Origin of the sequence: Plastoroseomonas hellenica, from assembly GCF_018129085.1 — a bacterium.
GTDB classification, from domain to species: domain Bacteria; phylum Pseudomonadota; class Alphaproteobacteria; order Acetobacterales; family Acetobacteraceae; genus Plastoroseomonas; species Plastoroseomonas hellenica.
The window spans coordinates 67,013-92,654 of record NZ_JAAGBB010000007.1; the positions used below are offsets into that span (position 1 = coordinate 67,013).

Annotated in this window: 25 protein-coding genes; 6 read left to right on the forward strand and 19 right to left on the reverse strand. The window is 69.6% G+C overall.

What is annotated here, in order from left to right; translation table 11 throughout:
* Nucleotides 1-67: 67 nt before the first annotated feature.
* The 14 genes from GXW71_RS07660 to GXW71_RS07725 all read right to left on the reverse strand — a co-directional run bounded on the left by GXW71_RS07660 (nucleotide 68) and on the right by GXW71_RS07725 (nucleotide 13,010).
* The gene (locus GXW71_RS07660; RefSeq protein ID WP_211851830.1) at nucleotides 68-1,030 is read right to left on the reverse strand and encodes a tetratricopeptide repeat protein; all 963 of its coding nucleotides are present in this window, start codon (nucleotides 1,028-1,030) and stop codon (nucleotides 68-70) included.
* A gap of 58 nt (nucleotides 1,031-1,088) precedes the next feature.
* Complete coding sequence (locus tag GXW71_RS07665; RefSeq protein ID WP_211851831.1) at nucleotides 1,089-2,996, reverse strand: TadE/TadG family type IV pilus assembly protein; 1,908 nt, start codon at nucleotides 2,994-2,996, stop codon at nucleotides 1,089-1,091.
* Nucleotides 2,993-3,580 carry a TadE/TadG family type IV pilus assembly protein gene (locus GXW71_RS07670; protein WP_211851832.1) on the reverse strand — a complete coding sequence of 196 codons (588 nt, stop codon included), beginning with the start codon at nucleotides 3,578-3,580 and terminating at the stop codon, nucleotides 2,993-2,995. The genes GXW71_RS07665 and GXW71_RS07670 overlap by 4 nt, the downstream gene beginning before the upstream one ends.
* Nucleotides 3,567-4,091 carry a TadE/TadG family type IV pilus assembly protein gene (locus GXW71_RS07675; RefSeq protein WP_211851833.1) on the reverse strand — a complete coding sequence of 175 codons (525 nt, stop codon included), beginning with the start codon at nucleotides 4,089-4,091 and terminating at the stop codon, nucleotides 3,567-3,569. The genes GXW71_RS07670 and GXW71_RS07675 overlap by 14 nt, the downstream gene beginning before the upstream one ends.
* 5 nt (nucleotides 4,092-4,096) lie before the next feature.
* Nucleotides 4,097-5,014: a type II secretion system F family protein gene (locus GXW71_RS35375; protein WP_211851834.1), complete on the reverse strand. Its 918-nt coding sequence runs from the start codon at nucleotides 5,012-5,014 to the stop codon at nucleotides 4,097-4,099.
* Complete coding sequence (locus GXW71_RS07685) at nucleotides 5,011-5,979, reverse strand: type II secretion system F family protein (RefSeq protein ID WP_211851835.1); 969 nt, start codon at nucleotides 5,977-5,979, stop codon at nucleotides 5,011-5,013. Before GXW71_RS07685 ends, GXW71_RS35375 begins: the two co-directional genes overlap by 4 nt.
* A complete protein-coding gene (locus tag GXW71_RS07690; RefSeq protein WP_367617265.1) occupies nucleotides 5,979-7,400 on the reverse strand; it encodes a CpaF family protein in 1,422 nt (473 codons plus the stop codon). Before GXW71_RS07690 ends, GXW71_RS07685 begins: the two co-directional genes overlap by 1 nt.
* Nucleotides 7,397-8,608, reverse strand: a complete 1,212-nt coding sequence (locus GXW71_RS07695; protein ID WP_211851836.1) for an AAA family ATPase — start codon at nucleotides 8,606-8,608, stop codon at nucleotides 7,397-7,399. Before GXW71_RS07695 ends, GXW71_RS07690 begins: the two co-directional genes overlap by 4 nt.
* Nucleotides 8,608-8,895, reverse strand: coding sequence for a hypothetical protein (locus GXW71_RS07700; RefSeq protein ID WP_211851837.1), 288 nt, complete (start codon nucleotides 8,893-8,895; stop codon nucleotides 8,608-8,610). Before GXW71_RS07700 ends, GXW71_RS07695 begins: the two co-directional genes overlap by 1 nt.
* Nucleotides 8,892-10,349, reverse strand: a complete 1,458-nt coding sequence (locus GXW71_RS07705; protein WP_211851838.1) for a type II and III secretion system protein family protein — start codon at nucleotides 10,347-10,349, stop codon at nucleotides 8,892-8,894. The genes GXW71_RS07700 and GXW71_RS07705 overlap by 4 nt, the downstream gene beginning before the upstream one ends.
* Nucleotides 10,349-11,251 carry a Flp pilus assembly protein CpaB gene (gene cpaB / locus GXW71_RS07710; protein WP_211851839.1) on the reverse strand — a complete coding sequence of 301 codons (903 nt, stop codon included), beginning with the start codon at nucleotides 11,249-11,251 and terminating at the stop codon, nucleotides 10,349-10,351. Before cpaB ends, GXW71_RS07705 begins: the two co-directional genes overlap by 1 nt.
* Nucleotides 11,252-11,339: 88 nt before the next feature.
* Nucleotides 11,340-11,513 carry a Flp family type IVb pilin gene (locus GXW71_RS07715; protein WP_211851840.1) on the reverse strand — a complete coding sequence of 58 codons (174 nt, stop codon included), beginning with the start codon at nucleotides 11,511-11,513 and terminating at the stop codon, nucleotides 11,340-11,342.
* A 250-nt stretch (nucleotides 11,514-11,763) separates the two neighbouring features.
* Entirely contained in the window at nucleotides 11,764-12,288 is a 525-nt protein-coding gene (locus GXW71_RS07720; RefSeq protein ID WP_211851841.1) for an A24 family peptidase, read from the reverse strand.
* 2 nt (nucleotides 12,289-12,290) lie between these two features.
* The gene (locus GXW71_RS07725) at nucleotides 12,291-13,010 is read right to left on the reverse strand and encodes a lytic transglycosylase domain-containing protein (protein WP_211851842.1); all 720 of its coding nucleotides are present in this window, start codon (nucleotides 13,008-13,010) and stop codon (nucleotides 12,291-12,293) included.
* A gap of 107 nt (nucleotides 13,011-13,117) precedes the next feature.
* Here GXW71_RS07725 and GXW71_RS07730 point away from each other — a divergent pair, with 107 nt between their 5' ends.
* Nucleotides 13,118-14,083 (forward strand): Bug family tripartite tricarboxylate transporter substrate binding protein, encoded by a 966-nt coding sequence (locus tag GXW71_RS07730; protein ID WP_211851843.1) that lies wholly within the window; start codon nucleotides 13,118-13,120, stop codon nucleotides 14,081-14,083.
* Between the two features lie 13 nt (nucleotides 14,084-14,096).
* Nucleotides 14,097-14,483, forward strand: a complete 387-nt coding sequence (locus GXW71_RS07735; RefSeq protein ID WP_211851844.1) for a VOC family protein — start codon at nucleotides 14,097-14,099, stop codon at nucleotides 14,481-14,483.
* Here the strand turns inward: GXW71_RS07735 and GXW71_RS07740 are convergent.
* The 4 genes from GXW71_RS07740 to GXW71_RS07755 form a co-directional block, all read right to left on the reverse strand.
* A complete protein-coding gene (locus GXW71_RS07740) occupies nucleotides 14,480-15,211 on the reverse strand; it encodes a pyridoxine 5'-phosphate synthase (RefSeq protein ID WP_211851845.1) in 732 nt (243 codons plus the stop codon). The two genes, GXW71_RS07735 and GXW71_RS07740, sit on opposite strands and share 4 nt — an antisense overlap.
* The gene (gene pdxA, locus GXW71_RS07745; protein ID WP_211851846.1) at nucleotides 15,208-16,176 is read right to left on the reverse strand and encodes a 4-hydroxythreonine-4-phosphate dehydrogenase PdxA; all 969 of its coding nucleotides are present in this window, start codon (nucleotides 16,174-16,176) and stop codon (nucleotides 15,208-15,210) included. The genes GXW71_RS07740 and pdxA overlap by 4 nt, the downstream gene beginning before the upstream one ends.
* Before the next feature lie 276 nt (nucleotides 16,177-16,452).
* The gene (locus GXW71_RS07750; protein WP_211851847.1) at nucleotides 16,453-16,908 is read right to left on the reverse strand and encodes an Lrp/AsnC family transcriptional regulator; all 456 of its coding nucleotides are present in this window, start codon (nucleotides 16,906-16,908) and stop codon (nucleotides 16,453-16,455) included.
* Nucleotides 16,909-16,956: 48 nt separating this feature from the next.
* Nucleotides 16,957-18,183, reverse strand: a complete 1,227-nt coding sequence (locus tag GXW71_RS07755) for a cupin domain-containing protein (RefSeq protein WP_211851848.1) — start codon at nucleotides 18,181-18,183, stop codon at nucleotides 16,957-16,959.
* 254 nt (nucleotides 18,184-18,437) lie between these two features.
* Between GXW71_RS07755 and GXW71_RS07760 the strand changes: the two genes are divergently transcribed.
* Entirely contained in the window at nucleotides 18,438-21,836 is a 3,399-nt protein-coding gene (locus GXW71_RS07760) for an indolepyruvate ferredoxin oxidoreductase family protein (RefSeq protein WP_211851849.1), read from the forward strand.
* Nucleotides 21,837-21,879: 43 nt separating this feature from the next.
* Nucleotides 21,880-23,034 (forward strand): acyl-CoA dehydrogenase family protein, encoded by a 1,155-nt coding sequence (locus GXW71_RS07765; RefSeq protein WP_211851850.1) that lies wholly within the window; start codon nucleotides 21,880-21,882, stop codon nucleotides 23,032-23,034.
* On the opposite strand, the gene GXW71_RS07770 is transcribed toward GXW71_RS07765, so the two are convergent.
* On the reverse strand, nucleotides 22,991-23,287 hold the full coding sequence (locus GXW71_RS07770; protein WP_211851851.1) for a hypothetical protein: 297 nt from the start codon (nucleotides 23,285-23,287) through the stop codon (nucleotides 22,991-22,993). The genes GXW71_RS07765 and GXW71_RS07770 overlap by 44 nt on opposite strands.
* A 149-nt stretch (nucleotides 23,288-23,436) precedes the next feature.
* Here GXW71_RS07770 and GXW71_RS07775 point away from each other — a divergent pair, with 149 nt between their 5' ends.
* Both GXW71_RS07775 and GXW71_RS07780 read left to right on the forward strand, forming a co-directional pair.
* Nucleotides 23,437-24,825, forward strand: coding sequence for a M20 family metallopeptidase (locus GXW71_RS07775; protein ID WP_211851852.1), 1,389 nt, complete (start codon nucleotides 23,437-23,439; stop codon nucleotides 24,823-24,825).
* A 104-nt stretch (nucleotides 24,826-24,929) separates the two neighbouring features.
* Nucleotides 24,930-25,541 carry an EF-hand domain-containing protein gene (locus GXW71_RS07780; RefSeq protein ID WP_211851853.1) on the forward strand — a complete coding sequence of 204 codons (612 nt, stop codon included), beginning with the start codon at nucleotides 24,930-24,932 and terminating at the stop codon, nucleotides 25,539-25,541.
* Nucleotides 25,542-25,642: the final 101 nt, after the last annotated feature.

Below are 25,642 nucleotides of genomic sequence, written 5' to 3' on the forward strand. Positions count from 1 at the left end.
ATTGCTGGGCGGGCGCTCAGCCCTGGGCGTGTCGCAGGCCCGGTTCATCGCGTGGCCGCGCCGGCGCTTAGGAGCGGCGGCCGCGCCGTGGCCGCGCGTCGCCCGGGTTCGCGGCCGGATCCATGCCCGGGCTGCCGCTGGCAGGCGTTGCTGCCGGCGTCGCGGGATCGGTGGCTGGCGACGCCGGCACGACGGGCTCGACGCTCGGCAGCAGTCGGGTCGGCGGTGACCGCACCGTGCCCACCCATTGCGCGAAGGCCTGGAAATCGCGGGCCATGGCATCGGCTTCGGCCGGGCCCATGTCCATCCGCAGCACCCGGACGGCGCGGGCCATCTGGCCATCGGCGGTCAGCAGCAGGGCCAGGTTGTGGCGTGCGCGCCGCGGTGCGGCATTGTCGCTTTCCGCGGCACTCAGCGCCCGCACTCCTTCCGGGGCGCGGCCGGCGAAGAGCAGCGACAGCGCCAGATTGCCGCGGAGCGTCCAGTCCTGCGGTGCCATGGCGACGGCGCGGCGATGGGCTTCCTCCGCCGAGGCCGAATCACCCGCCATGTCATAGGCAAGGCCAAGGCCGCCGAAGATCGCCGGGTTGGGCGGGCCTGCGGCTTGGGCCTGGCGATAGGCCTCGATGGCGCCGGTGGCATTTCCTGCCCGGATCTCGGCGCGGCCGAGTTCCAGGAGACGGGACTGCACGGGGCCCGAGACCGCGAGCGCGCGGCGCAGGGCGGTCGCGGCCTCGGCCGGGAAGCCGGCGGCGAGCGCCCCCTGGGCCAGCCGTTCCTGGGCCTGGATGTCGGAAGGATTGCGCGCTGCAGTATCGCGCAGCACGGCGAGCGAGGCGGCATCGGGTGCGGCAGGGTTGTTGCGGTCCATCGCCTCGGTCAGGCGAAGCCGCGCCGCCTCGCTCAGCGTGCCGCGCGGGCGCTGCTCGGCGCAGCCCATCAGCGCCAGGGCCGCGAGCGCCATGGCTGGCAGCAGGCTGCGGGCGCCCCACCCGAAGGGAAGGCGCGACTCGCCGGGCGTGTCCTTCATGGGGCCAGTCTTCGGGATTCGTTTCAGGCGGGTCAACAACCCGATCCTGCCGATCAGGCTATCGCACCAGCCGCACGCGGCCGACGCGGTTCGCGATCTCCACGAAGGCGGCGTTGAGGGTGGCGGCGTCTGAGGCGAGGAAGTAATCCTGCGGCGTATTCGCGCAATCGCGCAGCAGATCATTCGCGGTGCTGTTGCTGCCGATCGCGAAGCCGACAGTGTAGATGCGGACGCCGCCGTTCTTGATGTTGGTGCAGAGCCGCCTTAGGCGGTCGTTCAGCGCAAGGACAGCATCATCCTGGATGTTGTCACCGTCGGTACCGAAATTGAGTACGTTAACCGTCTGGCCTGTTCCAATGTTGACGAGGCCGCCGGTGCTTAACCGGCCATAGGGGCCGTAGCCGGTGTCGTTTGCTGTCCGGTACACGAAGACTTTCTGGTCTCTACTGTCGCGGTAGAATGGGTTGCATACTAGCGGGTGGCGCGGCGTCCTCGCCGTGGTGTTGTCCTCGCAGCCGGCGGGTGCACCACGGTCAGGCCGGTCGCTGTCCGAGTACCAGGTCCTGACATTGGGGTAGAATTCGTTGTTGCCGTCGGTCATTAGCACGATGACCTTCTGGCCGGCGACGTCCGCGGTCAACGGCAAGGTCCGGTTGTTGGGCGTGCGCGGCAATCCCCAGAGATCGGTCCATCGCGGGCTGATCGTCAGCCAGGCCATTTGCAGGCCCAGATGAATGACCGTGCCGCCATGGGTGATGGATTGCGTCCCTGTCCTGTAGCGGTGCCATTGCCAGGGCTCCGCCTCGAGCCCGTTGATGCGGTTGATCAGGGTCGTGCGTCCGGCCGTCAGCGGTAACACCACATAGCGCGGCTCAAGAAGGCAACCCAGATGCGGCCCGGTGATGTCGAGAGGATTCTGGGTGGCACCGCCCTGCGGTGCGCCGGGCCGGGTCGTGTTTTGATTGAGTGCCCACTCGTTGATGGCACGCCCGTTCACCGCGGAGTTGCCGGGGATGTAGGAGCGCCAGTCATTGTCACCGGGATAGTAGTATGTCGTGCCGTTCACTGTCCTCGAATACAGAGACTCCGGCGTCGAGGCGTTGTTGAGCGTGGTTGGGTAGAACCAGGCGCGGAACATAGTGTTGGGGTCGGTTGAATTCGGCGGAACGTCGGTCAGGTCGCCATAGGTGCTACCGCCAATCTGGCGCCAGCGGGCTTCGATGCAGCCCAGCCAGGACACCGCAGTGCCACGGCTATCGTAGAGGCCATCGAACTGCGCCCGTGACGCGGCAGTGACCATAGCCTGCGCGTAAGATGCGGTACCGATGTTGACATGCGTCGTATAGGGCGTGATCGACACCCAGGTATTCTCGCGAGTTTCCTGGCTGCCATAGATCGCGGTGACGAAGTTCGTCGCTGCTGTGCGCAGGGCGCCGATTTTGTCGTTATTGCCAACCGGATACATCGACGCCGTCACGTCCAGCGCGAGTGCGATCTCGAGCGAAGTGACGGTACGGATCGCGGCGGATGCGGTGGTCGTCACGACCCGGTCTATGCCAAGCAGCCGCATGAATGTGGTATCGAGCCGTGCGGTCGCGGTGACCGTGAGCACGTTCTCGGCGCCGACCGAGATTGCCGGGTTCGTGGACATGGCACGCAGGAAGCCACGGCCTTCATTCGTCGTCCCGCAAGGGTTCGTGGTGCTGGAGACGCCGAAATTGGCCCAGAACACGGCGCAGGCCTGCTTGCCCAGATCGCTCGTCGGGCCCGTCGCCATGCCGGCCGAATAGCCGCGCGCCGCGGTGAGCGCCGCGGCATCCAGTGACGTGGCCAGGCGCGACCGCAGCATCCAGGCACGCGTGGCGTCGATGGCAAGGCCGGCGGAACCGAACAGCACGACTGCGATGAGGGCAGTCAGAATGGCGACATTGCCCCGCCGATCGCCTCGGAACCTCCCGAGCGTCATGGCAGCGTTGCCGCAAGGGTGGCGGTGCGCGGACGTGCCACGGCCACGGCATAGAGTATTGCCGGTGCGGAGCCGCCGATGAGCGCCTGGGTGGCCGGGAAGGTCCAACGCACCCGCTGGGACACGACTTCGACGGCAAGAAGCTGCACGCCACTCGGCACGATGACGCCGCCCGGCAACGGTGATGTGCTGCTGCCAAGGCGGGTCGCGACAGCCGTCGGTGGACTGCCGCTGGTATAGTTGTTCAGCCCCCAGAGGCGCTTGTTGCTGCCGTTCTCGTTACCGAAGGCGGCGACGTAGATCGCCCCGTCATTGCCGACAGTGTTCGTGATCGCGATATTGCGCCCACCGATCGAAGGGGCGGCGGCGAGGATGGCGTTGATCCCGCTCCTCGTCACCGGATCGAGCTGCGCGATGGCGTTCGCGATCTCCCCGGCCATGCGTTCGACGCGATAGATGGCGCGCATCTGCAGCACAAGGTCCACCAGGCCCAGCAACAGCAGCACCAGCATCAGCGCCACCAGCGCCAACTCCACCGAGGCGGTACCGCGGCAGCCGAGCCCTCGACCTTCAATACGGCTCATTCTGCACCACGAAGAAAGTCCGATGCTGAAAGAGCCCTGACGCCAGGAACATGCGTGCCAAAGGGGTGAAGCCGCGCGCGTCATAATGGATGCAATAGCGAATGATGCCGCCGCTGACGCCGGTGCTGGTTGTCTGCGTACCGCCGCCGTTGCAGAGATTCCCAGCCGGCAGCGCGCCCGAGCTCGCAAGCGCCGCATAATCCGTGAAGCGCTCCGCGGTGATGCTGGCAGTGCCCCAGGCGCCGAGTGGCAGACCGGCGCGGGTCAGCACGCGCGCCAATACCGCATCGCGGCTGGTCACGCCGCCGACTGGTCCGAGTGCCGCCGTGCGGCTGGCCTCGCGCGCGCCGTGGTCGAGAGCGGTGCTGATGACCATCTGGAACGCCGCCTCGAAGCCAATCAGCAGCAGCACGAGGACGACATTCGCGATCACTGCGAATTCGACGATCGATACGCCCCTTCTGTCGCGCCGGAGGCGGTCGAGCAGTCGCTGCCCATGATGCGATGGCATGGCCGCTACCACAGGCGCATGACCTGCACCGCGGCCGGCCCGCCGACCACCAAGAACAAGGTCGGCAGGATGAAGGCGACCATTGGCAATGTCAGCAGCACCGGCAGCCGCGCGGCCCGTGCCTCGAACCGCAGCAACTGCTCCTGCCGTAGCTCGGCTGCCAGCATGCGGAGCGCCTGCGACATGGGCGTCCCGTACTGGATGCTCTGGATGAGGGTCTGCGCCAGGCGCTGCAGCGCTATGACGCGGGTGCGCTTGCCCATGCGGGTCAGCGCCTCCCGCCGGTCAGTCAGGACGCGAAGCTCATGCAAGGTCAGCCGGAATTCGGCGGCGACCTGCGGAAAGACGCCGGCGATCTCATCCACCACCCGTTGCATCGCAGGCTGCAGCGCGAGGCCCGCTTCGGCGCAGATCACCAATAGATCCAGCCCATCCGGCAACCCTCGTTCCAGTCGCGCCAGGTAGCGGGCGCGCAGGCGTGAAGCGATAAAGTCCGGCGCCAGGAGGCCGATCGCGCCCCCGACCATGGCGCCAATGAGCATGCCGGTTTCATCGAGCTCCAGCAGATAGCAGCCCAGTGCGAAGGCGAGGGGGGTCGCCAGCAGGAGCATGATCTTCGCGCCGACGAAGAGACCGAGCGCGCGCTCCCCACGGAAGCCGGCGGCCCGCAAGGTCTGCTCCAGCCCTTCCAGCGTCGACGGTGACAGCAGGCGACCCCGCACGACGGAAGCACCCAGCCCCTCGACGCGACCGAGCGCGGCACTTGCCGGCGAGAGTGTCAGCACGCGCTCCGCACCCGGCTTGATGCTGCGCAGCCGCTGTGCGACCCGCTGCCGCTGCGTCATGCCGCGCAGCATCAGCATGACGGTCGTGATGAACAACACCGCCAGGATGCCGAGGAGGAGCAGCAGGTCCGGCGTCACGACAGCGACTTCCTGATCATCACCCGCATCGTGTACATGCCGATGCTGAGCAGGACGATTGCCGTCGCCAGGATGCTGCGGCCCATCGGGTCGGTGAACAGCAGCGATATGTAGTCGAAGTTGATCACCGTCAGCAGCAGTGCGATCACGATCGGCAAGCCCACCAGGACGATGGCGCTGGCGCGTGCCTGGCTGGCGAGCGCCCGGCCACGCTCCTGCAACGCCACGCGACGGCGGATTACGTCGGCCAAATTTTCGAGCGCTTCGGTCGGTGATCCGCCGGTGCGCGCCTGCAGCGACAAGGCGGTCGCAAAGAAGCGGTACTCGGTGACGCCGTTACGCATCGCGGTTTCGTTCAGCGCTTCCTGAAGCTGCATGCCGATCGCGAGCCGGTCGGTCATCGCCTGGAACTCCCGTGCCGTTGGCTGCGGGCTTTCCCGGGCAGCCGCGGCAATGGCGCCGGTGATCGGGATGCCCACTCGGACCGCGCGGACAATCATCGCCAGCGCATCCGGAAACTGTCGGAACAGGATGTGGCGCCGGCGCTCCTCAGCCCAACCGAAGAAGCTGCGGGACAGCATGACCCAGACCGCGGGCGTCGCGAGGACCAGGAGGTCATCGGCCAGCAGGGCGGCCAGGCCGGCCATGGCCCGAGCCAGCGGCAGCATCACCAGAATCACCAGCCACCATCGCATCGGATATTCATCCGAACGGCGCAGGTCGACACCGAAGAAGCTGGTTGTCGCCTGCGCGAGAGTCTTCCGGCTCGGCGCGAGTTGCGTGATGGCGCCGACCGGCAGGATGTGGCGCACCTTGCCCGGCTGGCGGCCGACCGCGACGGCGATGCGGGCCGCCACCTTGTCCTGCCGGGTGATCGCATTGAGCGCCCAGACGCAGAATGCCATCAGCAGGACGCAGCCGATCCCCGCCGCCAGGAGCAGCATGCCGCGGGAACTGCCGGACATCAGGAAGCGATGTCCAGCAAGGTCTGTGCCCAGGCTTCGGACTGCCCGAAATAGGCCAGGCGCTCATCGAAGCTCGGCCGCGCGGCGCTGATCTTGTAGCGGGTACGAAGGCGACCGTTCTCGCTTTCCCCGAGCTGCTCCAGCAACGCGATGTCGTTCAGCGTGAAGACGTCGCCTTCCATGCCGACCAGCTCAGTCAATTGGATCAGGCGGCGGCCGCCGTCGCGCTGGCGCTCCACCTGCACGATCAGGTCGATGGCACTCGCGACCTGGGTGCGGATCGCCTTGGATGGCAGGCCGAAGCTGCCCATCAGCACCATGTTCTCGATGCGGATCAGCGCGTCGCGGGAGGTGTTGGCGTGGATCGTGCTCATGCTGCCGTCATGGCCGGTGTTCATGGCCTGGAGCATGTCGAAGGCCTCTGGCCCACGGCACTCGCCGAGGATGATGCGGTCCGGACGCATGCGCAGCGCATTGCGGACCAGGTCGCGCTGGGTGATCTCCCCCTTGCCTTCGAGCGAGGGTGGCCGCGTCTCCAGCCTGACCACATGCGGCTGCTGGAGCTGAAGCTCGGCCGCATCCTCGATCGTCACGATGCGCTCGGTCGGATCGATGAGCTGACTCATAGCATTCAACAAGGTGGTCTTGCCTGACCCGGTGCCGCCCGAGATGATGACGTTGAGCCGGCATTTCGCCGCGATCTGCAGAAGCCGCGCGACTTGGCGCGTCATCGAGCCGAATCCCACCAACTGTTCGAAGCCGATCCGCCGACGGGCGAATTTGCGGATCGAGATGCTGGGGCCGTCAAGGGCGAGTGGTGGGAAGACGATGTTGACGCGGCTGCCGTCTGCAAGCCGCGCGTCGACCATCGGGCTCGCCTCGTCCACCCGGCGGCCGACGGCGGCGGCGATGCGCTGCGCGACATTGGCCACGTGCTGCAGGTCGCGGAACTGCACCTGGCTGAGTGTCAGCTTGCCACGCTGCTCGACGAAGACGCGGTGCGGTCCGTTCACCATGATGTCCGTGATGGACTCGTCCTCGAGCAACGGCTCCAGGGGGCCGAGGCCCAGCATGTCGTCCACCAGATCGAGCGCGAGCTGGCGCTGTTCGCGGGCGTTGAGCTGCAGCCGTTGTTCGGAGGCAATGGCCGCCACCAAGCGCTCCAGCTCGCTCGCCAAGCGATCGGGCGGCAAGCCCGCGACGCTCGACGGGTCCATGCGGGAGAGACAGATGGCCCGCAGAGCGGAGAGCGAGGTTCCGGCCGCTTGCACCGGGTCAGCCGCCGGGGCCGCGACTTCGGTGGTGGACGCTTCGGCACCCGACCGGCGGGCGGGCACCGGCTCGGATATCGCCTGTGGCTCGGTCTCCGCGTCGGTGTCCGAACGGCGCCGGCCGAAGATGGGGGTAACGGCGCCGATCACTTACGGAACAATCCGAACAGGCCGCGGCGCTTCGGCGCGGCACTCACGGCGCCACAGGCATGCGCGAGCTGCGTGATCGCCGCTCGGAAGGCGCCGCTCTTCGCGACCGCCGGTTCCCCCATCGTCTCGGCCGATTCCAGGCGGGAGGCCCCTTCCGGGATGATGACATCCGGCGGCTGCCCCAGCGTCTCGCTCACCTGCTTGATTGACAGCACACCCTTGCGGCGCCCGCGGTTCAGCACCAGCAACGGTCTGTGCACCTGGCCGCTGCCGACGGGCAGGCGCATCAGCCGCAGCGCGTCGCGCAACGCGGCGAGCTGCGGCTCCATGACGACCACGCGCTGCTGTGCAAGGTCACAGAGTTCGCGGCTGAATGCCTCGTTCCGGAAGGGCACGTCGGCGACGATGTAGTTATAGCGTCGGCGCAGCGTGCCGACGAGGCGCTGCGTCGCACCGGAGGTGAATCCTGGCTGGTCCTCGAGCGATTCCTCGCCGGCGAGGACGTGCAGGCGCTCGCTGACGAACTGAGCGCTGCGCTCGATGAAGAGCTCATCGACGCGATCGGGAAATTCAAGCGCGGCGCGTAGGCCGCTCCCAGTCTGGGTACCGAGCAGTAGCGCCCCGGTGCCGCGATGGAGATCGGCATCAAGCAGGATGGTGTGCCGCTGCGCCGCGTTCGCCAGATACCAGGCGAGGTTGACGGCGACGGTGGAGGCGCCGGCGCCGCCACGGGCCCCGGTGATCGCGATCATCCGGCCACCCCGCGCCATCGGCTCGACCGTTCGCCGCTTGGAGACCAGGGGGGCGAAGGCCTCGGCGACCATCGTCGCCGAGATCGGCTTGTAGAGGTAGTCCGCGATGCCGAGGCCGCGCGTGAGATGCCGATAGAAGCCGAGATCCTGCCGGTCGCCGATCACCAGAACCTGGACGTCGGGCTCGACCACATGCGACAGGTCGTCGAGCGCGGCGAGGGGTTGTGCGTGGCCGGAAACGTCCACCAACAGCACATGCGGCGTCGGCATGCGGCGCAATGCAGCGATGGCCGCGACGATGTCACCGCGCCGCACATCCGGCGGCTCCTGCGCCGGATCCGAGAAGCCATCGCGCAGTGCCGCTTCGGTCGCAGGGTCCGTTGTGAAGCAGACGATGCGCTTCCGATCGGTGCGGGTGAGGGAAGGGGCGGCAGCGGCTTCCGAAGGCGGTGGCATCAGTTGCTGCTCCCGCCGGCCCCCGCGGTGCTGACGGCCGGCAGCGGCCGCACGCGGTCTTCCAGCAGGCGCTGCACCGCTGCGGCAGCGGCAGCGCCATTGGCCCCGGGCTCCCCGACCCCCTGCTGGAGGTCACGCGGATCGGCGACCATGGCACGGAGATTGGTCTCGTTGACGGCACTGGGACGCCAGACGCCCTCCCGCGCAAAGGGGTCGACGGCACAGCCCGAGGCGGTCAGCAATGCCAGCGCAAGGGCTGCGCGGGACCAGGTGACAGCGCGACTCATGGTAGGGCGAACCCGGCGTCGCCAGGAATGGCAGGCGGCGTGCCGCGCGCTCGTGCCACCTGGCGGAGGAGGAGCCAGCGATCGACGTCATCGGCCGGTGGAGCGCTTGCAGTCGGCTCGCGCAGAGAATTGGGATCGCTCACCGGGCGGACGATGTAGGGAGTTACGATGATCACCAACTCGGTCTCGTTGCGCTGGTAGCGATCGGAACGGAAGAGAGCGCCGAGGATCGGGATTTCGCCAAGCCATGGCAGGCCGCGGTTGGTGCGTCGTGTCGAATCGGAGAGGAGGCCGGCGATCGCAAAGCTCTGGCCGCTCCCGAGCTCGACGGTCGTCTCCGCGCGGCGCACCGTCAGCCCAGGCACGGTGATGCCAGTGCCGCTAGTCCCGTTGCTGATCGTGAAGGCGCCGACATCGCTGATCTCGCTGACTTCCGGGCGAACACGGAGGGAAATTCGGCCCTGGCTCAGGACGGTTGGCACGAATGCCAATGAGACGCCGAAGCTGCGGTAGGTGACGGTGACCGTATTGTTGTTGTTGCCGCCACCGGCGACGGGGATCGGATACTCTCCGCCGACGAGGAAGCTCGCCGTTTCGCCGCTCATCGCCGTCAGGTTGGGCTCGGCAAGCATAGTCGCGAGCTGATCCTGCGCCAGCGCATCGACGACGGCGTCGAGCGAGAAGCCGCCGCTGCGGAAGCTCCCGGCGAGGGTGCCGGCGACGGTGCCGGCAGTGCTGATGGCGGTCGAGGTCGCGCCGCCGAGAGCCCAGCGCCCAGTGTTGCCGAGCGCCGTCCAGTTGATGCCGAACTCCCGCGTCACCTGACGCGAGACCTCGGCAATACGGACGCGGAGGTTGACTTGGGTCTGGCCGAGCACGGTCAGCCGGTTGTCCACGGTCTGGTTGCCCTGCACATAGCCGCGGGCGATGCGTTGCGCCTGCTCGGCTTCGGCGGCGCTGGTCACCTCGCCAAAGAGCGCGATCCCGTCGCCCCGCGTCTCGGCACGGACGCGGCGGCCGGGCATGACGCGCGCGATTGCGGCCTGCGCCTCGCCGGCGCCATAGGCCGAGGGGCGGACGGTGACCTCGAACTGCGCGATCGGCGCACCTTGCGCGTCAAGCGCCGCAACCGTGGTGCGGCCCGGGCCGGCGCCGAACAGGAACAACGTGGTCGGGCTTGCGGCACGGACCTCGGCGATCTGTGGATCGGCGGCGAAGACGCTGGCCGCAGCGCGCGGCAATTGCAGGACGCGCCCGATGCCGGCTTCGATCGCGACGGGTTGGCCGGGGCGCATCAGCAGCGTGCGAGCATCGACGACCGGCTGTGGCGGCGTTACCGGTTGCAGCGTCGGCGAGGCTGAAGCCTGCGGCACGGGCGTCAATGGCGCCTGCGCCAGGGCAGCGCCCGGCGGGATCAGCAGCAGGGCCACCAGGGTGAATTGCGTTCGGCGCATCAGAAGCGCACCTCCTGTCGCTCGTCGCGTCCCCGGAAGATCTGCATGGTCGTTGCCGGCGCCAGCGTGTTCTGGCCCTGACGCAGCGCGGCGGAAGCATCGCCGCCCCAGACAACGCCGCCAGGCACGGGCACGGCTACGGCGTCCGTCGGGATGGCGTCCTGCACCGGCCGGACCAGGAGCGACAACACGCCGAGGCGGCGCGCCACCGACAGGCGCTCCGCCTGGGGGACCGTGACTTCGAGGGTGATGACGCGTGCTGGACGGAAGCCGCCGTCGCCGCCTTCGGACAGCGCGCCTTGCACGAGGTTCTGATCCACGGCTATGACGCGGACGTCGTTGACGATGGTTTCGCCGGCCATGCGACGGGTCAGCGGTACGCTGTCGTTGGATGGAAGCTGCTGAGTCAGCACCACGTCGACGCGGTCTCCCGGCCAGATGAGCCCGGCCGCGCCGCTAATCTGGTCGACCGCGATCGGGATGGCACGCATGTCGGGGCCGAGGGCGGCCGCCAGGTAACCCCGGTCGCCAGGCATCACGATATCAGAGTCGAGCACGGGCTCGCCTTCGCGCAGCCCGCGACGAATTAGCGCACCTTGAATTGCGGTGCGGCTCTCGCGCCCTTCCTGACGGGCGTCTGCAGGCATCTCGGAAGCAAGGACCATCCGGGCCACCAGGTCTTCGTTGCGCAGCAGGGCTCCCGCACGGAGATTGCGCGCTGCGACCAGCACCGAGACGCGCTGCGGCGGGGGGGGCGGAGCCTCCGGGACCACAGTGGGTGCAAGCGCCTGGGCGTCCTGCTGCTGCTGTTGGGCCGGCGGCGGACGCAGGCCGATCCAGGCAACGGCGCCCATGCCGATGAAGCCGAGCGCCATCATGACGAACAGCAAGGCGCGCAGCATGGCGTGCTCCTCAGGTGGCGCCTGAGGCGCCATGGAACGGCGGCACCGGCGATCGTCTCGCCAGTGCCGCTGTGGTGGTCAGTGAGCGTTAGGCGGGAAGCGCGTTGGCGATGGCGTTGAAGGTGTTGGAGAGCCGGGGGCCGAGAGCGGTCACAGAGACGACGATCACGACAGCGATCAGGGCCGCGATCAGGCCGTACTCCAGGGCGGTGACGCCCTTGCGATCCTTCAGCGCACCGCGAAGCATGGAAACGAGCTGCATGGCATATCCTCTTTAGAAAGCCGCCGGCGGCGGCGCGATCCCCGGGAAGCCTGTCCGCCCGCATCCTGCGAGGCGTGCGGACCGAATGCGTCCCGGAGAGGCGCACTCAGCCGTCCGCGCTCCGAAAGAACCGGCTGCCCATGAAGAACCGACTGGGGGAGTTCCGGTGTTTTCGGGCTCTGACGGCCAACCTAGGAGGCAAGACATTGAAAATCGGTATACGCGCTAAGCAGATGAGCGCTGTGCTCGCTTAGAAGCCGCTGCTTCCGAGCATCGCCCACGCCGCGCCGGCGGCGATCGCGATGCCATAGGGCAGCGGCCCGCCGCGCCCGATCCGCCAGCGCTCGATACGCCCGACCCGCGCCAGCAATCCGCGCGGGCGAGCGCCTGCTTCCCTGCCGCGCAGCAGCGGCCGCAGTAGGAGATAGAGCAGCGCCAGCGCTCCGCCTGCCAGCGCCACCGCCACCAGCAGGGTCGGCACTTCCGAAGGCGGCAGCAGCGGCGTTGCGGCGCTCAGCAGCTTCACGTCGCCGCCGCCCAGCGCGCCCAGGCGCCAGACCAGCACCGCGGCTGCGAACACCAGCAGCAGCGCTACCAGCGCCCAGAGCGCGCCGCCCTGCCAGATCCGCAGCCAAAACCCGATCGGCAGCAGCGCCAGCGATACCCAGTCCGGGATGATCCGCGCCGCGAGGTCGTGCAGCGCCGCGAAGCCCAGCAGCGCCAATGCCAGCAGCATGGGAACCCAGAGCGCCGGGTCGGAAAGCCAGGCCTGCATGCTCAGCGGGGCCGGACGATCAGGATCACGCGCCCCCGCATGGGCGGTGGCTGCGCCGGTGTTGGCGCCTCGCTCCGCCGGCGGCCCAGCACTTCGACCCGGACCTGCGACGCCGCCGGGGAGAGCACGATCACATGCGGATCCGGGGTGCGGGCGGGCGGCGCCGCGACCCCGCCGGGGATCGGCAAACCCGCCATCGCCGCCATGACCCGGGCGCGGTAGGGCTCGCCACGCTCCGGCGTCGCGGAGTGGTAGCGGGCGACCGCCGCATCCCAGCCGCCCTGCTGCTCCAGCCGCCGCAGGAAGGACGCCGCGTAGCGGGCATTGGTCAGGGGATCGAAGGCCTCCGTGAGGCTGCCGAAGGCGGTCGCGTGATGCGCCAGGTTCACCTGCATGCACCCGACGTCGATCGAGCGCTGGCCGCTGATCAGATAGCCCTGCACCAGCGCGACCGCCTCCGCCTGGCTTCCCGCATAGCGGCCTTCGCCGCCGGCATTGATCGCATAGGGCCAGGGTTCGATCCGGCCGCTCAGCGGCTCCCGCCGTCCGCTCTCGACGCGGGCGATTGCCATCATCAGCCCTGCCGGGATGCCTGCCTCCGCCGAGGCACGCTCGATCGCCGGGCGGCAGAGGCCCCAGGGATCCTCCTGCGCCAGCGCCGCGCCGGGTGCGGCCAGCAGCGCGGCCAGCGAGGCGACAAGCAGGGCGGCGAAGACGGCCATCCTCGGCGCATACGCTGTGCGCGCACGGAATGAAAGCCTGTGGACAGCCTGGCCGTCGCTCGGGGAGGCTGCGGTTAAGATCCGATAAGGAAGAGGAGGAGGACGTCATGCCCATCCCGCGCCGTGCCCTGCTCGCCGCCGCCGCCGCGGCCCCAGCCATCGTCCATGCTCAGGGCGAGTGGAAGCCGAGCCGCCCCGTCACCCTGCTGGTGCCCTTCGGCGCCGGCTCCGGCACCGACGCCATCTCCCGCATCCTGGCGAACCTCCTGGAAGGCGAATGGGGCCAGCGCGTGGTGGTGGACAATCGCGCCGGCGCCAATGGCTCCATCGCCGCGGTCGCCAATGCCCGCGCGGCGCCCGACGGGCACACGCTGATGATGACCACCAACACCCCGCACGCCGCCAACCCGACCCTGATGCGGCACCTCGACTACGATCCCATCGCCGACTGCACCCCGATCATGCGGGCCGGCAACTACATCTTCGCCTTCGTCATCGGAGAATCCGTGCCGGCGACCGATCTTGCCGGCTTCCTGACGTTGGCACGCGCCCGGCCAGGGCAGCTCAGCTACGCCTCGGGCAATGGCACCGGCATCATGGCGGGCGCGACCCTGGCGCGGCTCGCCGGCGTCGACCTGCTGCACGTGCCCTATCGCAGCACGCCGCCGGCGATGACGGATGTGATCGGCGGCAGGGTCAGCGGCATGGTTGTCGATCTTCCCGCCGCCGGTCCGCATATGCGCGCCGGCAAGCTGCGGGCCCTCGGGCAGACCACGCGGCTGCGCAGCCGGCTGCTGCCGGAGGTGCCGTCCCTGCATGAGGCCGGGGTGCCGGGCTTCGACATCGCCTCCTGGGCAGGCGTCATCGCACCGCCGCGGTTGCCGCCCGAGATCGCGGCGGGGCTGAACGCAACCATCCGCCGCGTCTGGGACCGGCCGGACACCGCGGCGCGCCTGGCCGATCTCGGCTTCGAGCCGGGGAGCTCGACGCCACAGGAATTCGGCAGTTTCATCGCACGCGAGATCGCCACCTGGCGCGAGCTGGCGCGCGCGGCAGGGATCGAGCCGGAATAGGAAAGGAGGTCCGATGTTCAGCCATGTCACCATCGGCGCGCGGGATCTCGCGGCGCTGATCGCCTTCTATGACCGGGTGCTGGCGCCGCTCGGCATTCGACGGGTCATGACCAGCGAGGAATTCGGCCATGCCGCCTGGCGGCGGGAGAAGGATGGCCCGACCTTCTTCGTCACCCGCCCGCATGATGGCCATCCCGCAACGCCCGGCAACGGCACCATGACCGCCTTCACCGCGCCGGACCGCGCGGCGGTCGACGCCGTGCATGAAGCGGGCCTCGCCGCCGGCGGCAGCGACGAAGGGGCGCCAGGGCTACGGCCGCATTACGCGCCTGACTACTACGGCGCCTATCTGCGCGACCCCGAGGGCAACAAGCTCCATGTCGTGCATCGCGGCGGCTAACCCTGTCTTGCCTCCGCGATCAGCGCCTTGAAGCGGGCGATGACGGCGGGCAGGCCTTCGAAGACCGCCTGGCCGATCAGGAAATGGCCGATGCTGACCTCGGAGACCTCCGGGAAGGCGGCGACAGCGCCGACGCTGTCATAGGCGAGGCCATGGCCGGCATGGCAGATCAGGCCGGCGGCCGCCGCGACCTTTGCTCCTGCGGCGAGCCGTGCGAGATGCGGCGCGCGGGCATCGGGCGCGGCATCGGCATAGGCACCGGTGTGCAGCTCGACGACCTCAGCCCCGATCGCGGCCGCCGCCTCGATCTGGGCGCGGTCGGCTTCGACGAAGATCGACACACGCACGCCGGCCGCTCGCAGCCGCGCGACGCTGGCGGCGAGCGGCGCGCCGGCGCGGATCACATCGAGCCCGCCTTCCGTGGTGAGCTCGGCGCGCTTCTCCGGCACGATGCAGCAGGCATGCGGGCGCAGGCGCTCGGCGAAGCCGATCATCTCCTCGGTCGCCGCCATCTCGAAGTTGAGCGGCGCCGCGACCTCGGCGGCGATGCGCTCCAGGTCGCCGTCGCGGATGTGGCGCCGGTCCTCGCGCAGATGCAGGGTGATGCCGTCGGCACCCGAGGCGATGGCGAGCTGCGCGGCCGCGACAGGGCAGGGATGAATGCCGCCGCGCGCATTCCTGAGCGTCGCGACGTGGTCGATATTCACGGAGAGCAGGAGCGGCGTCATGGCATGCGATTCCGGGCGATCTCGGCGGCGAGCCGGATGGCGGCGATGAGGGAGGAGGGATCGGCAATGCCGCGGCCCGCGATGTCGAGCGCGGTGCCGTGGTCCGGGCTGGTGCGCACGATGGAAAGGCCGAGCGTGACGTTGACGCCGCCATCCATGTCGAGCGCCTTGATCGGGATCAGCGCCTGGTCGTGGTAGAGGCAGATCGCGACGTCATAGCCGGGGCGCGCCTTGGCGGTGAACAGCGTGTCGGGCGGCATCGGGCCGCGCGCATCGATGCCCTCCGCAAGCAGCATGGCGACCGCGGGGGCGACGATCTCGATATCCTCGCGCCCGAGCGTGCCGGCCTCGCCGGCATGCGGATTGAGCCCGGCGACCGCGAGGCGCGGGCGGGCAATGCCGAAGTCGCGGATCAGCGCGGCATGGGTGATGCGGGCATGCTCCGCGATCAGCGCCGGCGTCAGCCGGGCGATGGCGGCGGCCAGCGGCTCATGCACCGTCACCGGCACCACGCGCAGCATGGGCGAGGCGAGCATCATCACCGGCGGTAGGCCGGTGCCTGCGATTTCGCCCAGGAACTCGGTGTGGCCGGGGTGGCGGAAGCCCGCGGCATAGAGCGAGGATTTCTGGATCGGATTGGTCACCACGCCACTGGCGCGACCGAGGCGGGCCAGCGCCACCGCTTCCTCGATGGACGCGATCACCGCGGGTGCATGCGCGGCGTCGATTCGGCCGGGCACCGCTGGCGTCGGCAGCGGGCGATGCAGCACGGGGAGCGCCTCGGCGAAGCTTCCGGTCGCCTCTTCCGGCACCGCGATCCGCCGCACCGGCACGCCATGCACCGCATCCGCATCGCCGATCAGGAAGAAGGCCGGGCCGTCCATGCGCAGAGCCGTCCAGGCGCCGCCCGTGACCTCGAGCCCGATACCGGCGGGCTCGCCCATGGTGAGTGCGAGTGGGATCATGATCGGCGTGTTTAAACCAGATACGATGGCCAGCACACCCGCGGCCGCACCCTCCTTCGCCGAGGCTTCGTAGGGCAGGCCCTCCTACCGCGCCTCCGCGGCTGTAGGCCGCCACCGGTTCCTGCGGAGCGAGGCGAAGCCGATGCTCCGGGGCCGCGAATGCGGCCCCGCGCGCGACCGACCGTTGTCGCCAACGCGCCCTGACAGCGCGCAAGCCAAGCCGGCGGATGCCGGCGCCGGCGTTTGAGGACAAGGAAAAATGCTCCGCCTGCCCTCTCATCCCGGCTCAGGTGAGAACCGCCTCTTGAGCAGGCGGAGCGTGAAGCTCGAACGCGTGTGGCGGATGCCGGGGAGGCGATAGATCTTCTCGCGCAGCAGCTTCTCGTAGCCCGCGGTGCCGCCGACCGCGACCTTCAGCACGTAGTCGTATTCGCCGCTGACCAGCCAGGCCTCCAGCACCTCCGGCATCTCCGCGACCGCTTCCTCGAAGCGGTGCAGGATGGTGTCGTCGTGCTTCTCCATCTGGATCTCGAGGAAGACGGTGTCCGGCATGCCGAGCGCCGCCTGGTCCAGTAGCGCGTGATAGCCCTGGATCACCCCGGCCTGCTCCAGCCGCTTCACCCGCGTCCAGCAGGGGGAGGGCGAGAGACCGACGCTCTCCGCCAGCTCGGCATTGGTCTGCCGGGCCTGGTTGGAGAGCGCGCGGAGGATTCGGCGGTCGGTGGCGTCCATCACGGCAGCTTCTTCCGTGATGGCGCTGGGCTCAACCGGAATTGGGGCTCACGTCGGCAACAGCAGCCCGCCATCGGCCAGCTTCCGGAGCAGCGCGCCGGCCGCCGCCCCGGGATGCGCGGCGGCGAGCTCCGGTTCGGTCACGTCGTTCCGTGCCAGCACCCAGCCGGCCGCCTCGGCCTCGGCCGCATCGAGGGCGAGCGCGCCCTGAGGCGTCTTCAGGGCCCATTCGGCACCGCGCCGCACCGGCTTCGCGCCTTGCGCCAGCACCCGGAACACGACGGCGTCGGCGCCATTGGCAGCGACCGGGGCGACAGCGGGTGCGATGCCGCGCGCCGCCAGCAGGTCGAAGCCGCCGCGGTCATAATGGTAGTCGGCGATGAAGCCCCGGATCACCTCCATGACTTTGGGGTCGCGGCAGAGCTCCGCCAGGCGTTGCCCGAGCTGCCCGATCCGGGTCGAGAGCGCGAATTGCGCCGGCGCGCTGCCATCCTGGCGCGGCAGCGGCTGGCGGAAGGTGGTGTCGTGCAGCGCCCGCTCCAGCAGGATGTTCATCACGTCCATCCCGAGCGGCGCATGCACGCCATAGGTGACGTGGACGCTGGCGGAAGCCTCGGCCAGCGCGTCGTGGTACCAGCCGCGCGGCAGATAGAGCAGGTCGCCGGTCTTCATCAGGATGCGCTCGCGCAGCTTGCCCCGCGCCTGGTCATGATGCGCCTGCGGCTGGCCGCGGAAGACCGGGTGCGGGATCGGCCATTCGGCGCGGCCTTCCCAGATGTTCCAGCTCTTCTCGCCTTCGACCTGCACCGCCCAGACGTCATGCGTGTCGTAATGCGTGGCGAAGGCCGGGTGGTCCTGCCAGGAGATGTAGATATTCGCCTGGGCCTTGCCGAGCCCGGCCCCCTCCAGCGCCGCGGAGACGGCAGCGAGGCCCGGCGTCAGACTGTCCACGTCGTTCATGACAGCGCTGGCGCCGCGCTTGATCCATTCCTGCACCAGGCGGGCGTTCGGCTGCAGAACCGGCTGGCCGTCGCGGCCCTGGGCGCGCAGGCAGAACTTCTCCGGCGGCACGGTGGCGTTGTCCATCACCATGCGGAAGCTGGCGCTCGACCAGATATGAGTCATGTCCAGCAGGCGGTTGATCTGCCGCCAGGAGATCACCTGCGCGAACTTCTCCGCCCCACCTCGCACGAGCAGGGGCTGGCGGTCGTAGTACTCCGCGAAGAAGCGCTCCGTGGTCATCGGAGAGAGGAGGTCGGCCAAGGTCATCTGCATGACGGCGACACTAAGCGGATGGCGGCGGCGCTGTCATTGCCGGGAGGCAATCCGGCCCCGCTTTCCGAGGTGGGGTGACGCGCGAAGCTCGTACCGGGGAACGCCTGTCTGGCAGAATCTTCTTCTGTTTCTTCGGCGCTGCAAAACAGAATTCGGGAAACTTCGCTGGCTGGGCGGGCGTATCGTCTCCGCAAAGGCGGCGCTCTGCCGCCGCGGAGGGACGGTGCTTCACACCGCCCAGGAGGGACAGCGCGATGGGCAACATCCAACGCCCGGAGGCGACGCTTGAGGAACGGTGGGACGTGCGCGACGCGCCCGTGCTGCTGACCGGCATCCAGGCCCTGGTCCGGCTTCCCCTGCTGCAACGCGAGATGGACCAGGCCGCCGGCCTCGACACTGCGGGTTTCATCGCGGGCTACCGAGGTTCGCCGCTCGGCGGCTATGACAAGGAATTGGCGAAGCAGGCGGCGCGGCTGGCCGAGCACAACATCGTCGTGCGGCCCGGGCTGAACGAGGATCTCGCGGCGACCGCGGTCTGGGGCAGCCAGATGCCGGGGCTCCGGGAGCGCGCGAAGTATCAGGGCGTCTTCGGCATCTGGTACGGCAAGGCACCGGGGCTGGATCGCAGCGGCGACGCGCTGCGGCACGCGAATTCGGCGGGGACGGCGCCGCTTGGCGGCGTCATCGCACTGGCCGGCGACGATCCTTCCGCCAAATCCTCCACCGTCACCTCCGGCTCCGAGCACGCCTTCATCGACCTCGAGATGCCGATGCTCGATCCCGCCGATGTGGCGGAGGTGCTGGAATACGGCCTCAAGGGCATCGCGATGAGCCGCTTCGCGGGGCTCTGGGTCGGGCTGAAATGCGTGGCCGACACCATGGATGCGGCCGCTTCCGTCCGCATCGATGCCGCGCGATTCGCGACCCTGCCGCCGCGCGGGCTGGAGGCTTCGCCGGACGGGCTGCATATCCGCATCGGCGATCACTGGGTCGCGCAGGAACGGCGGCACCGCCACTACCGGATCCCGCATGCGCTGGCCTTCGCGCGCGGCAATGGCATCGATCGCATGGTGATCGACCCGCCCGATGCCCGCTTCGGGATTGCGGCGCGCGGCAAGGCCTATGCGGTGCTGCGCCAGGCGCTGATGGATGCGGGCATCGACGATGCCATGGCGCGCGATGCCGGGCTCCGGCTCTGGAAGGTGGGCCTCGCCTGGCCGCTTGATGCCGAAGCAGCGCGCGGCTTCGCGCGCGGGCTCGAGGAGGTGCTGGTGGTCGAGGATCGCCGCGCCGTCATCGAGCCGCAACTCCGAGAGGCGCTGTACCACCTGCCGGACCGCCCGCGCATCGCCGGCAAGGCGATGCCGGAAGGCCGCCCGCTGCTGTCGGACCTCGGCGAGCTCGATGCCGCGCAGATCCTCCGCGTGCTGGAGGCGCGGCTGCCGCCGGCGCTGAAGACCGAACGCCTGGCGAGCCGCATCGCCGACCTGGATGCGCTGGCGGCCGGTGCCGTGGCGCCGATCCATCTGCGCGATCCCTATTTCTGCCCGGGCTGCCCGCACAACACCTCGACCCGGGTGCCGGAAGGCAGCCACGCGCTGGCCGGCATCGGCTGCCATTTCCTCGTCACCCGCATGGACCGGCAGGCGGAGTTCTTCACCCAGATGGGTGCCGAGGGCACGCCCTGGATCGGCATGGCGCCCTTCGTCGAGGACAAGCACATCTTCGCCAATATGGGCGACGGCACCTATGCCCATTCCGGCAGCCTCGCGATCCGCGCGGCGATCGCCTCCGGCGAGAACATCACCTTCAAGATCCTGATCAACGGCGCCGTCGCGATGACCGGTGGCCAGACGCCGGAAGCCGATACCAGCGTGCCGCGGGTCGCGGCCCAGCTCCGTGCCGAGGGCGTGGAGCGCATCGCGATCGTCGCCGATGATCCCGACCGGCACCGCGGCGACCCCATGATCCCGGCCGGCGTCACCTTCGACCACCGCTCCCGCCTCGACGCCATCCAGCGCGAGCTCCGGGAGATGAAGGGCGTCACCGCCATCCTCTACGACCAGGAATGCGCGACGGAGCGGCGGCGCCACCGCAAGCGCGGCACCGCACCCAAGGCGACCAAGCGCGTCGTCATCAATCCGCGGGTCTGCGAGGATTGCGGCGATTGTTCCCGCGCCTCGAACTGCCTGGCGGTGGAGCCGCTGGAGACGGCATTCGGCCGCAAGCGCCAGATCGACCAGAGCGCCTGCAACCAGGATTTCTCCTGCCTCGACGGCTTCTGCCCGAGCTTCGTCAGCCTGGAAGGTGCCGAACCTGCCAAGGCGGCGGCGCCCATCATGCCGGGTGCGCTGCCGGAGCCCGTCGCTCCGGCGCTGCGTGACGGTGCCTGGAACATCCTGCTGGCGGGCGTTGGCGGGCAAGGGGTGACGGCGCTCTCCGCGATCCTGGCGGAGGCCGCGCATCTGGAAGGCCGGCCGGTCCGCTCGATCGACCAGCTCGGCCTCGCGCAGAAGGGCGGCGGCGTCTATGCCCAGCTCCGCATCGGGGCGGAGGGTGCGGCGCCGGAAACGCTGCGCGGCCCGCGCATCGGCCAAGGCCAGACCGACCTGATGATCGCCGCCGACATGGTGGTGGCGCATGGGCTCAACGCCCGTCCGTTGCTGGCGAACGACCGCAGCGCGGCGGTGGTGAATGTGGCGCTGGCGCCGACCGCGCAGTTCGTGCGCAACACCGACACCCGCTACGACGCCGCCGGCATGCGCGACAGCCTGGCCCGCGCGGTGCGGGAGATGGTGACGCTGGATGCGACGCAGCGCGTCCTGGACGACCTCGGCGATGCGATCTTCGTCAATGTCTTCCTGCTGGGCGTCGCCTTCCAGCGCGGGCTGCTGCCGCTCTCCGCCGCCGCCATCGAGCGGGCGCTGGAGCTGAACGGCACCGCCGTCGCACGCAACAAGGCGGCCTTTGCGCAGGGCCGCGCCGTGGCGCTGGAGGAGCCGAAGGCGCCCGCCGCGCCGCAGACCCTCGACGCGCTGATCGCGCATCGCGTGGCCGACCTCACCGCCTATCAGAGCGCGCGCTACGCTGCTGACTATGAGGGCTTCGTCGCGAAGGTCCGGGGCGTGGCATCGGAAGCGGTGACGCGCGCCATTGCGCATCAGCTCCATCGTCTGATGGCCTACAAGGACGAGTACGAAGTGGCGCGGCTGCATGCCGATACCGCTTGGCAGGCCGGGCTCAGGCGCGACTTCACCGGCACCAGGCGCATCGTGATGCATCTGGCGCCGCCGATCCTGGCCAAGGTAGACCCGGCCACCGGGCGGCCGGTGAAGCGCGCGTTCGGCCCCTGGATGCTGCGCGCCATGGGGCTGCTGCGGCATGGCAAGCTGCTGCGCGGCACCTGGCTCGACCCCTTCGGCCGCACCGAGGAGCGCCGGACGGAGCGTGCCCTGCCGGGCGAGTTCCGCGCCGGGCTGGAAGACCTGCTGGCGCACCATGTGCCGGAGGCCGACCTGCTCGCCTGGATCTCGGCCTGGGATGCCATCCGCGGCTACGGTCCGATCAAGGCGAAGAACCTGGCCGAGGCCCGCCCGCGCATCGCCGCACTCGCCGAGGCCGCCCGCACCCCGCCGGCGCTCGCGGCCGAGTAGCGCCGGCGCCGCGGCCGGCGCAGACTGGGGCAGGAGGAACGCCATGCCGAGAGATGCCGGCTTCGACCTGTCGGAGGACACCCGCGCATTGCAGGACGTCGCTCGCGCCTTTGCGCGCGACGTGCTGGCGCCGAGCGCAGAGGATTGGGACCAGCGCCGCCATTTCCCGGTCGAGGAGATGCGCCAGGCGGCGGCGCTCGGCATGGCCGCCCTCTATGTGCGGGAGGAGAGTGGCGGCGCGGGTCTGACCCGCCTCGACGCCGCGGTGGTGTTCGAGGCGCTGGCGACGGGATGCCCGACCATCTCCGCCTTTCTCTCGATCCACAACATGGTCGCCTGGATGATCGACCGCTTCGGCGATGACGCGCAGCGCGCTGCGCATCTGCCGGATCTGATCGCGATGACCCGGATCGCGAGCTATGCCCTGACCGAGCCGGGCTCCGGCAGCGACGCGGCAGCGCTCACGACGCGGGCGCGGCGGGATGGCGACCACTACGTGCTGAACGGCGCCAAGCAGTTCATCTCCGGCGCCGGCGTCTCCGACCTTTATCTCACGATGGTGCGGACGGGCGGCGAGGGGCCGGGCGGCGTCTCCGCGCTACTGATCCCGAAGGACACGCCGGGCCTCAGCTTCGGCGCCAATGAGAAGAAGATGGGCTGGAATGCCCAGCCGACGCGTTCGATGGTTTTTTCCGATGCGCGCGTGCCGGTCACCGCTTTGCTGGGCGAGGAAGGGCAGGGGTTCCGCTTCGCGATGGCCGGGCTCGATGGCGGCCGGATCAACATCGCCGCCTGCTCGCTCGGCGGCGCCGAAGCGGCGCTCGAGCGAGGATTGGCCTATGTGCAGGAACGGCGAGCCTTCGGGAAGGCGGTCGCCGATTTCCAGGCGACCCAGTTCCGCCTGGCCGATATGCGGACGGAGCTGGAGGCCTGCCGCGCCCTGCTGTGGCGCGCCGCGGCGAAGCTCGATGCCGGGGCGCCGGACGCGGCCACCTTCTGCGCCATGGCCAAGCGCTTCGTGACCGATACCGGCCACCGCGTGGCGGACGAGGCGCTGCAGCTCCTCGGCGGCTACGGCTACCTGGCCGATTACGGGATCGAGAAGCTGGTGCGCGACCTCCGGGTGCACCGGATCCTGGAGGGCACGAACGAGATCATGCGGGTGATCGTCGCGCGCCAGATGCTCGGGCGGCGATAGCCGGACGCCAGGGCGCGCCAGCGGTCGCGGGATGGCGCGGCGCGAGCGGCGGCAGCTCTGCGCAGCAGTGGCGGATGGCGGCGTCGATGACTTCCGCGGGCAGCCAGGCATGATAGGCGTGGGCGTATCCCCAGGCCCGACCGCAAGCTTCGTCCAGCGACAGGCGATGCACCTGCACGGCATTGACGATGAGGTTCATCATGCTCCGCAGGACCTTGTCGTCGATCTGCGGAGGGGGTGCGGGGTCGGCCATTCTGGACCTCCTGGCTGGCAGAAGGCGGGGAGTCATGTTCCAGTTTTGTTCTCTTGTCCAGAGCGGAAAGCCGCTCGCTCCGGCTGGACCCAGGGCGCCGTCGCGCCCATGCTCCGCGCCCTTCGACCACCAGTGATGGACAGTTCCGCATGGCCAGCCGGCAGGGCGCGCTCGACCGCGCCGCGATCTTCTTCGACCAGGGCCACTTCAAGGCGCTTCTCGGCGACCTCGTCGCCATCCCCTCCACCTCCCAGGAAGCGGGCGCCGAAGCTGCCCTGACGCAGTACCTCGAAGAGGGCATCGCCCCCTGGGCCCAGCGCCTCGGCTTCGAGACCGTGATCCACCCGAACCCGCTGCCCGGCTTCGGCCCGATCCTGACCGGCATCCGCATCGAGGATCCGGCCTTCAAGACCGTCGTGCTCTACGGCCATGGCGACACCGTGCGCGGGCTGGAGGACCAGTGGCGCGCCGGGCTGAAGCCCTGGGCACTGACCGAGGAAGGCGATCGCTGGTACGGCCGCGGCACCGCCGACAACAAGGGCCAGCACGCGCTCAACATGGCGGCGCTGGAAGCGGTGATCGCCGAGCGCGGCGGCAAGCTCGGCTTCAACGTGAAGCTGGTGATCGAGACGGCGGAGGAGCGCGGCTCCAAGGGCCTCAAGGAATTCGTGGCGGAGAATGCCGGGCTGCTGGCGGCCGACGTGCTGATCGCCTCCGATGGGCCGCGGGTCGAGCCGGCGATGCCGACCATCGCGACCGGCACCCGCGGCACCTTCCATTTCGACCTGGTGGTCAAGTTCCGCGACGGCGGCGTGCATTCCGGCCATTGGGGCGGGCTGACGCGCGATCCCGCGGTGATCCTGGCGCATGCGATCGCCAGCATGATGGACCGCAACGGCCGCGTGCTGGTGCGCGGCATCCTGCCGCCGAGCCTGCCGAATTCCGTGCGCACCGTTCTGGATGGTTGCCCAGTCGGCGGCGGCGCCGATGCCGCGACCATCGATGCCGGGTGGGGCGAGCCCGGCCTCTCCTCGGCCGAGAAGATCTATGGCTGGAACAGCCTGATCGTGCTCGCGATGGTCAGCGGCCGGCCGGAGAACCCGGTGAACGCGGTGGCACCCGATGCCCGCGCGCATTGCCAGATCCGCTACACCGTCGATAGCGATCCGGCCGGCTTCACGGCGGCCATCCGTGCCCATCTCGATGCCGCCGGCTTCCCGGAGGTCGCCGTCGAGAATTCCTTCGTCCGCATGCCCGCGAGCCGCACCGATCCTGATCATCCCTGGGTGCGCTGGGCGCAGGCCAGCATGCAAAAGACGCTCGGCAAGCCCGTGCAGATCATCCCGAACTCCTCGGGCGGGCTGCCGGGGGATGTCTTCATCGACCATCTCGGTGTGCCGCTGGTCTGGGTGCCGCACAGCTACAATGGCTGCAAGCAGCACGGGCCGGACGAGCACCTGCTGGTCGCCCCGGCGCGTGAGGGGCTGCTCGCCTTCGCCGGAATGTGGTGGGATCTTGGCGAAAAGCCCGTTTCCTGAGGGTTTGGTTACGATTCGTCGCGCCCTGCTGGGGCGCGCGCAATCGGCCTGTTACAGCCCGCCGTCACCCTGTCGTCATCGTCGCAGATGACAGGAGAAGACGAATGCAGAAGTCAGGAAAGATCGCGGTTCTCGCGGGCGTGTTGGGGCTTGGGCTGGCCGGCGCCGCGATCGCGCAGCCAGCGCCTCCGCCGCCCGCCGAGCGCGGCGCAGGGGAGCACGGCCGCGGAGAGCATGGCCATGACCGCGGCCGGCGGGGCGGCATGGGTGGCTTCGCGCTGGGCGAGGCCTTCGCCCGCGCCGATGCCAACAATGACGGCCGGGTGACGCTCGACGAAGGCCGTGCCTGGCTGCAGGCCCGCTTCGCGGAAGTGGACCAGAACCGGGACGGCGGCGTCACCGTCGACGAGTTCATGGCCTATATGCAGTCGCGCCGCCCCGCCGGCCGGCCGGCACCGCGGCCGGAGATGCTGGAGCGTATGCGCGCCAATGTGGAGCGCGGCTTCCGCTTCGTGGACACCAATGCGGATGGCCGCGTGACCATGGAGGAACTGCTCCCGGTCGCCCAGGCCCTGTTCCGGGTGGCGGACGCGAACACCGACGGCGCCCTGACCCGCGAGGAGGTACTGCGCGGCGGCCGCCCGGCGCCGATGCCGCGGCATCGGGGGGAGGGCGCTCCGGCCGCCCCGGCGACGCCCGCGCAGCCGGCCCGCTGATCCTCTGACGTACTGCGCCCGGCTTCGGCCGGGCGCAGCCTTCATACCATCGGGTTCACGGCCGGCTGCGGCGACACACATCAACGGCTCGCCCACGGGAG

Excerpts from the sequence above, each read along its gene's own strand:
- GXW71_RS07660 (WP_211851830.1), bottom strand. The coding sequence starts at position 1,030 with ATGAAGGACACGCCCGGCGAGTCGCGCCTTCCCTTCGGGTGGGGCGCC.
- GXW71_RS07665 (WP_211851831.1), bottom strand. The coding sequence starts at position 2,996 with ATGACGCTCGGGAGGTTCCGAGGCGATCGGCGGGGCAATGTCGCCATT.
- GXW71_RS07670 (WP_211851832.1), bottom strand. The coding sequence starts at position 3,580 with ATGAGCCGTATTGAAGGTCGAGGGCTCGGCTGCCGCGGTACCGCCTCG.
- GXW71_RS07675 (WP_211851833.1), bottom strand. The coding sequence starts at position 4,091 with ATGCCATCGCATCATGGGCAGCGACTGCTCGACCGCCTCCGGCGCGAC.
- GXW71_RS07685 (WP_211851835.1), bottom strand. The coding sequence starts at position 5,979 with ATGTCCGGCAGTTCCCGCGGCATGCTGCTCCTGGCGGCGGGGATCGGC.
- GXW71_RS07695 (WP_211851836.1), bottom strand. The coding sequence starts at position 8,608 with ATGCCACCGCCTTCGGAAGCCGCTGCCGCCCCTTCCCTCACCCGCACC.
- GXW71_RS07700 (WP_211851837.1), bottom strand. The coding sequence starts at position 8,895 with ATGAGTCGCGCTGTCACCTGGTCCCGCGCAGCCCTTGCGCTGGCATTG.
- GXW71_RS07705 (WP_211851838.1), bottom strand. The coding sequence starts at position 10,349 with ATGCGCCGAACGCAATTCACCCTGGTGGCCCTGCTGCTGATCCCGCCG.
- cpaB (WP_211851839.1), bottom strand. The coding sequence starts at position 11,251 with ATGCTGCGCGCCTTGCTGTTCGTCATGATGGCGCTCGGCTTCATCGGC.
- GXW71_RS07715 (WP_211851840.1), bottom strand. The coding sequence starts at position 11,513 with ATGCAGCTCGTTTCCATGCTTCGCGGTGCGCTGAAGGATCGCAAGGGC.
- GXW71_RS07720 (WP_211851841.1), bottom strand. The coding sequence starts at position 12,288 with ATGCAGGCCTGGCTTTCCGACCCGGCGCTCTGGGTTCCCATGCTGCTG.
- GXW71_RS07725 (WP_211851842.1), bottom strand. The coding sequence starts at position 13,010 with ATGGCCGTCTTCGCCGCCCTGCTTGTCGCCTCGCTGGCCGCGCTGCTG.
- GXW71_RS07730 (WP_211851843.1), top strand. The coding sequence starts at position 13,118 with ATGCCCATCCCGCGCCGTGCCCTGCTCGCCGCCGCCGCCGCGGCCCCA.
- GXW71_RS07735 (WP_211851844.1), top strand. The coding sequence starts at position 14,097 with ATGTTCAGCCATGTCACCATCGGCGCGCGGGATCTCGCGGCGCTGATC.
- GXW71_RS07740 (WP_211851845.1), bottom strand. The coding sequence starts at position 15,211 with ATGACGCCGCTCCTGCTCTCCGTGAATATCGACCACGTCGCGACGCTC.
- pdxA (WP_211851846.1), bottom strand. The coding sequence starts at position 16,176 with ATGATCCCACTCGCACTCACCATGGGCGAGCCCGCCGGTATCGGGCTC.
- GXW71_RS07750 (WP_211851847.1), bottom strand. The coding sequence starts at position 16,908 with ATGGACGCCACCGACCGCCGAATCCTCCGCGCGCTCTCCAACCAGGCC.
- GXW71_RS07755 (WP_211851848.1), bottom strand. The coding sequence starts at position 18,183 with ATGCAGATGACCTTGGCCGACCTCCTCTCTCCGATGACCACGGAGCGC.
- GXW71_RS07760 (WP_211851849.1), top strand. The coding sequence starts at position 18,438 with ATGGGCAACATCCAACGCCCGGAGGCGACGCTTGAGGAACGGTGGGAC.
- GXW71_RS07765 (WP_211851850.1), top strand. The coding sequence starts at position 21,880 with ATGCCGAGAGATGCCGGCTTCGACCTGTCGGAGGACACCCGCGCATTG.
- GXW71_RS07770 (WP_211851851.1), bottom strand. The coding sequence starts at position 23,287 with ATGGCCGACCCCGCACCCCCTCCGCAGATCGACGACAAGGTCCTGCGG.
- GXW71_RS07775 (WP_211851852.1), top strand. The coding sequence starts at position 23,437 with ATGGCCAGCCGGCAGGGCGCGCTCGACCGCGCCGCGATCTTCTTCGAC.
- GXW71_RS07780 (WP_211851853.1), top strand. The coding sequence starts at position 24,930 with ATGCAGAAGTCAGGAAAGATCGCGGTTCTCGCGGGCGTGTTGGGGCTT.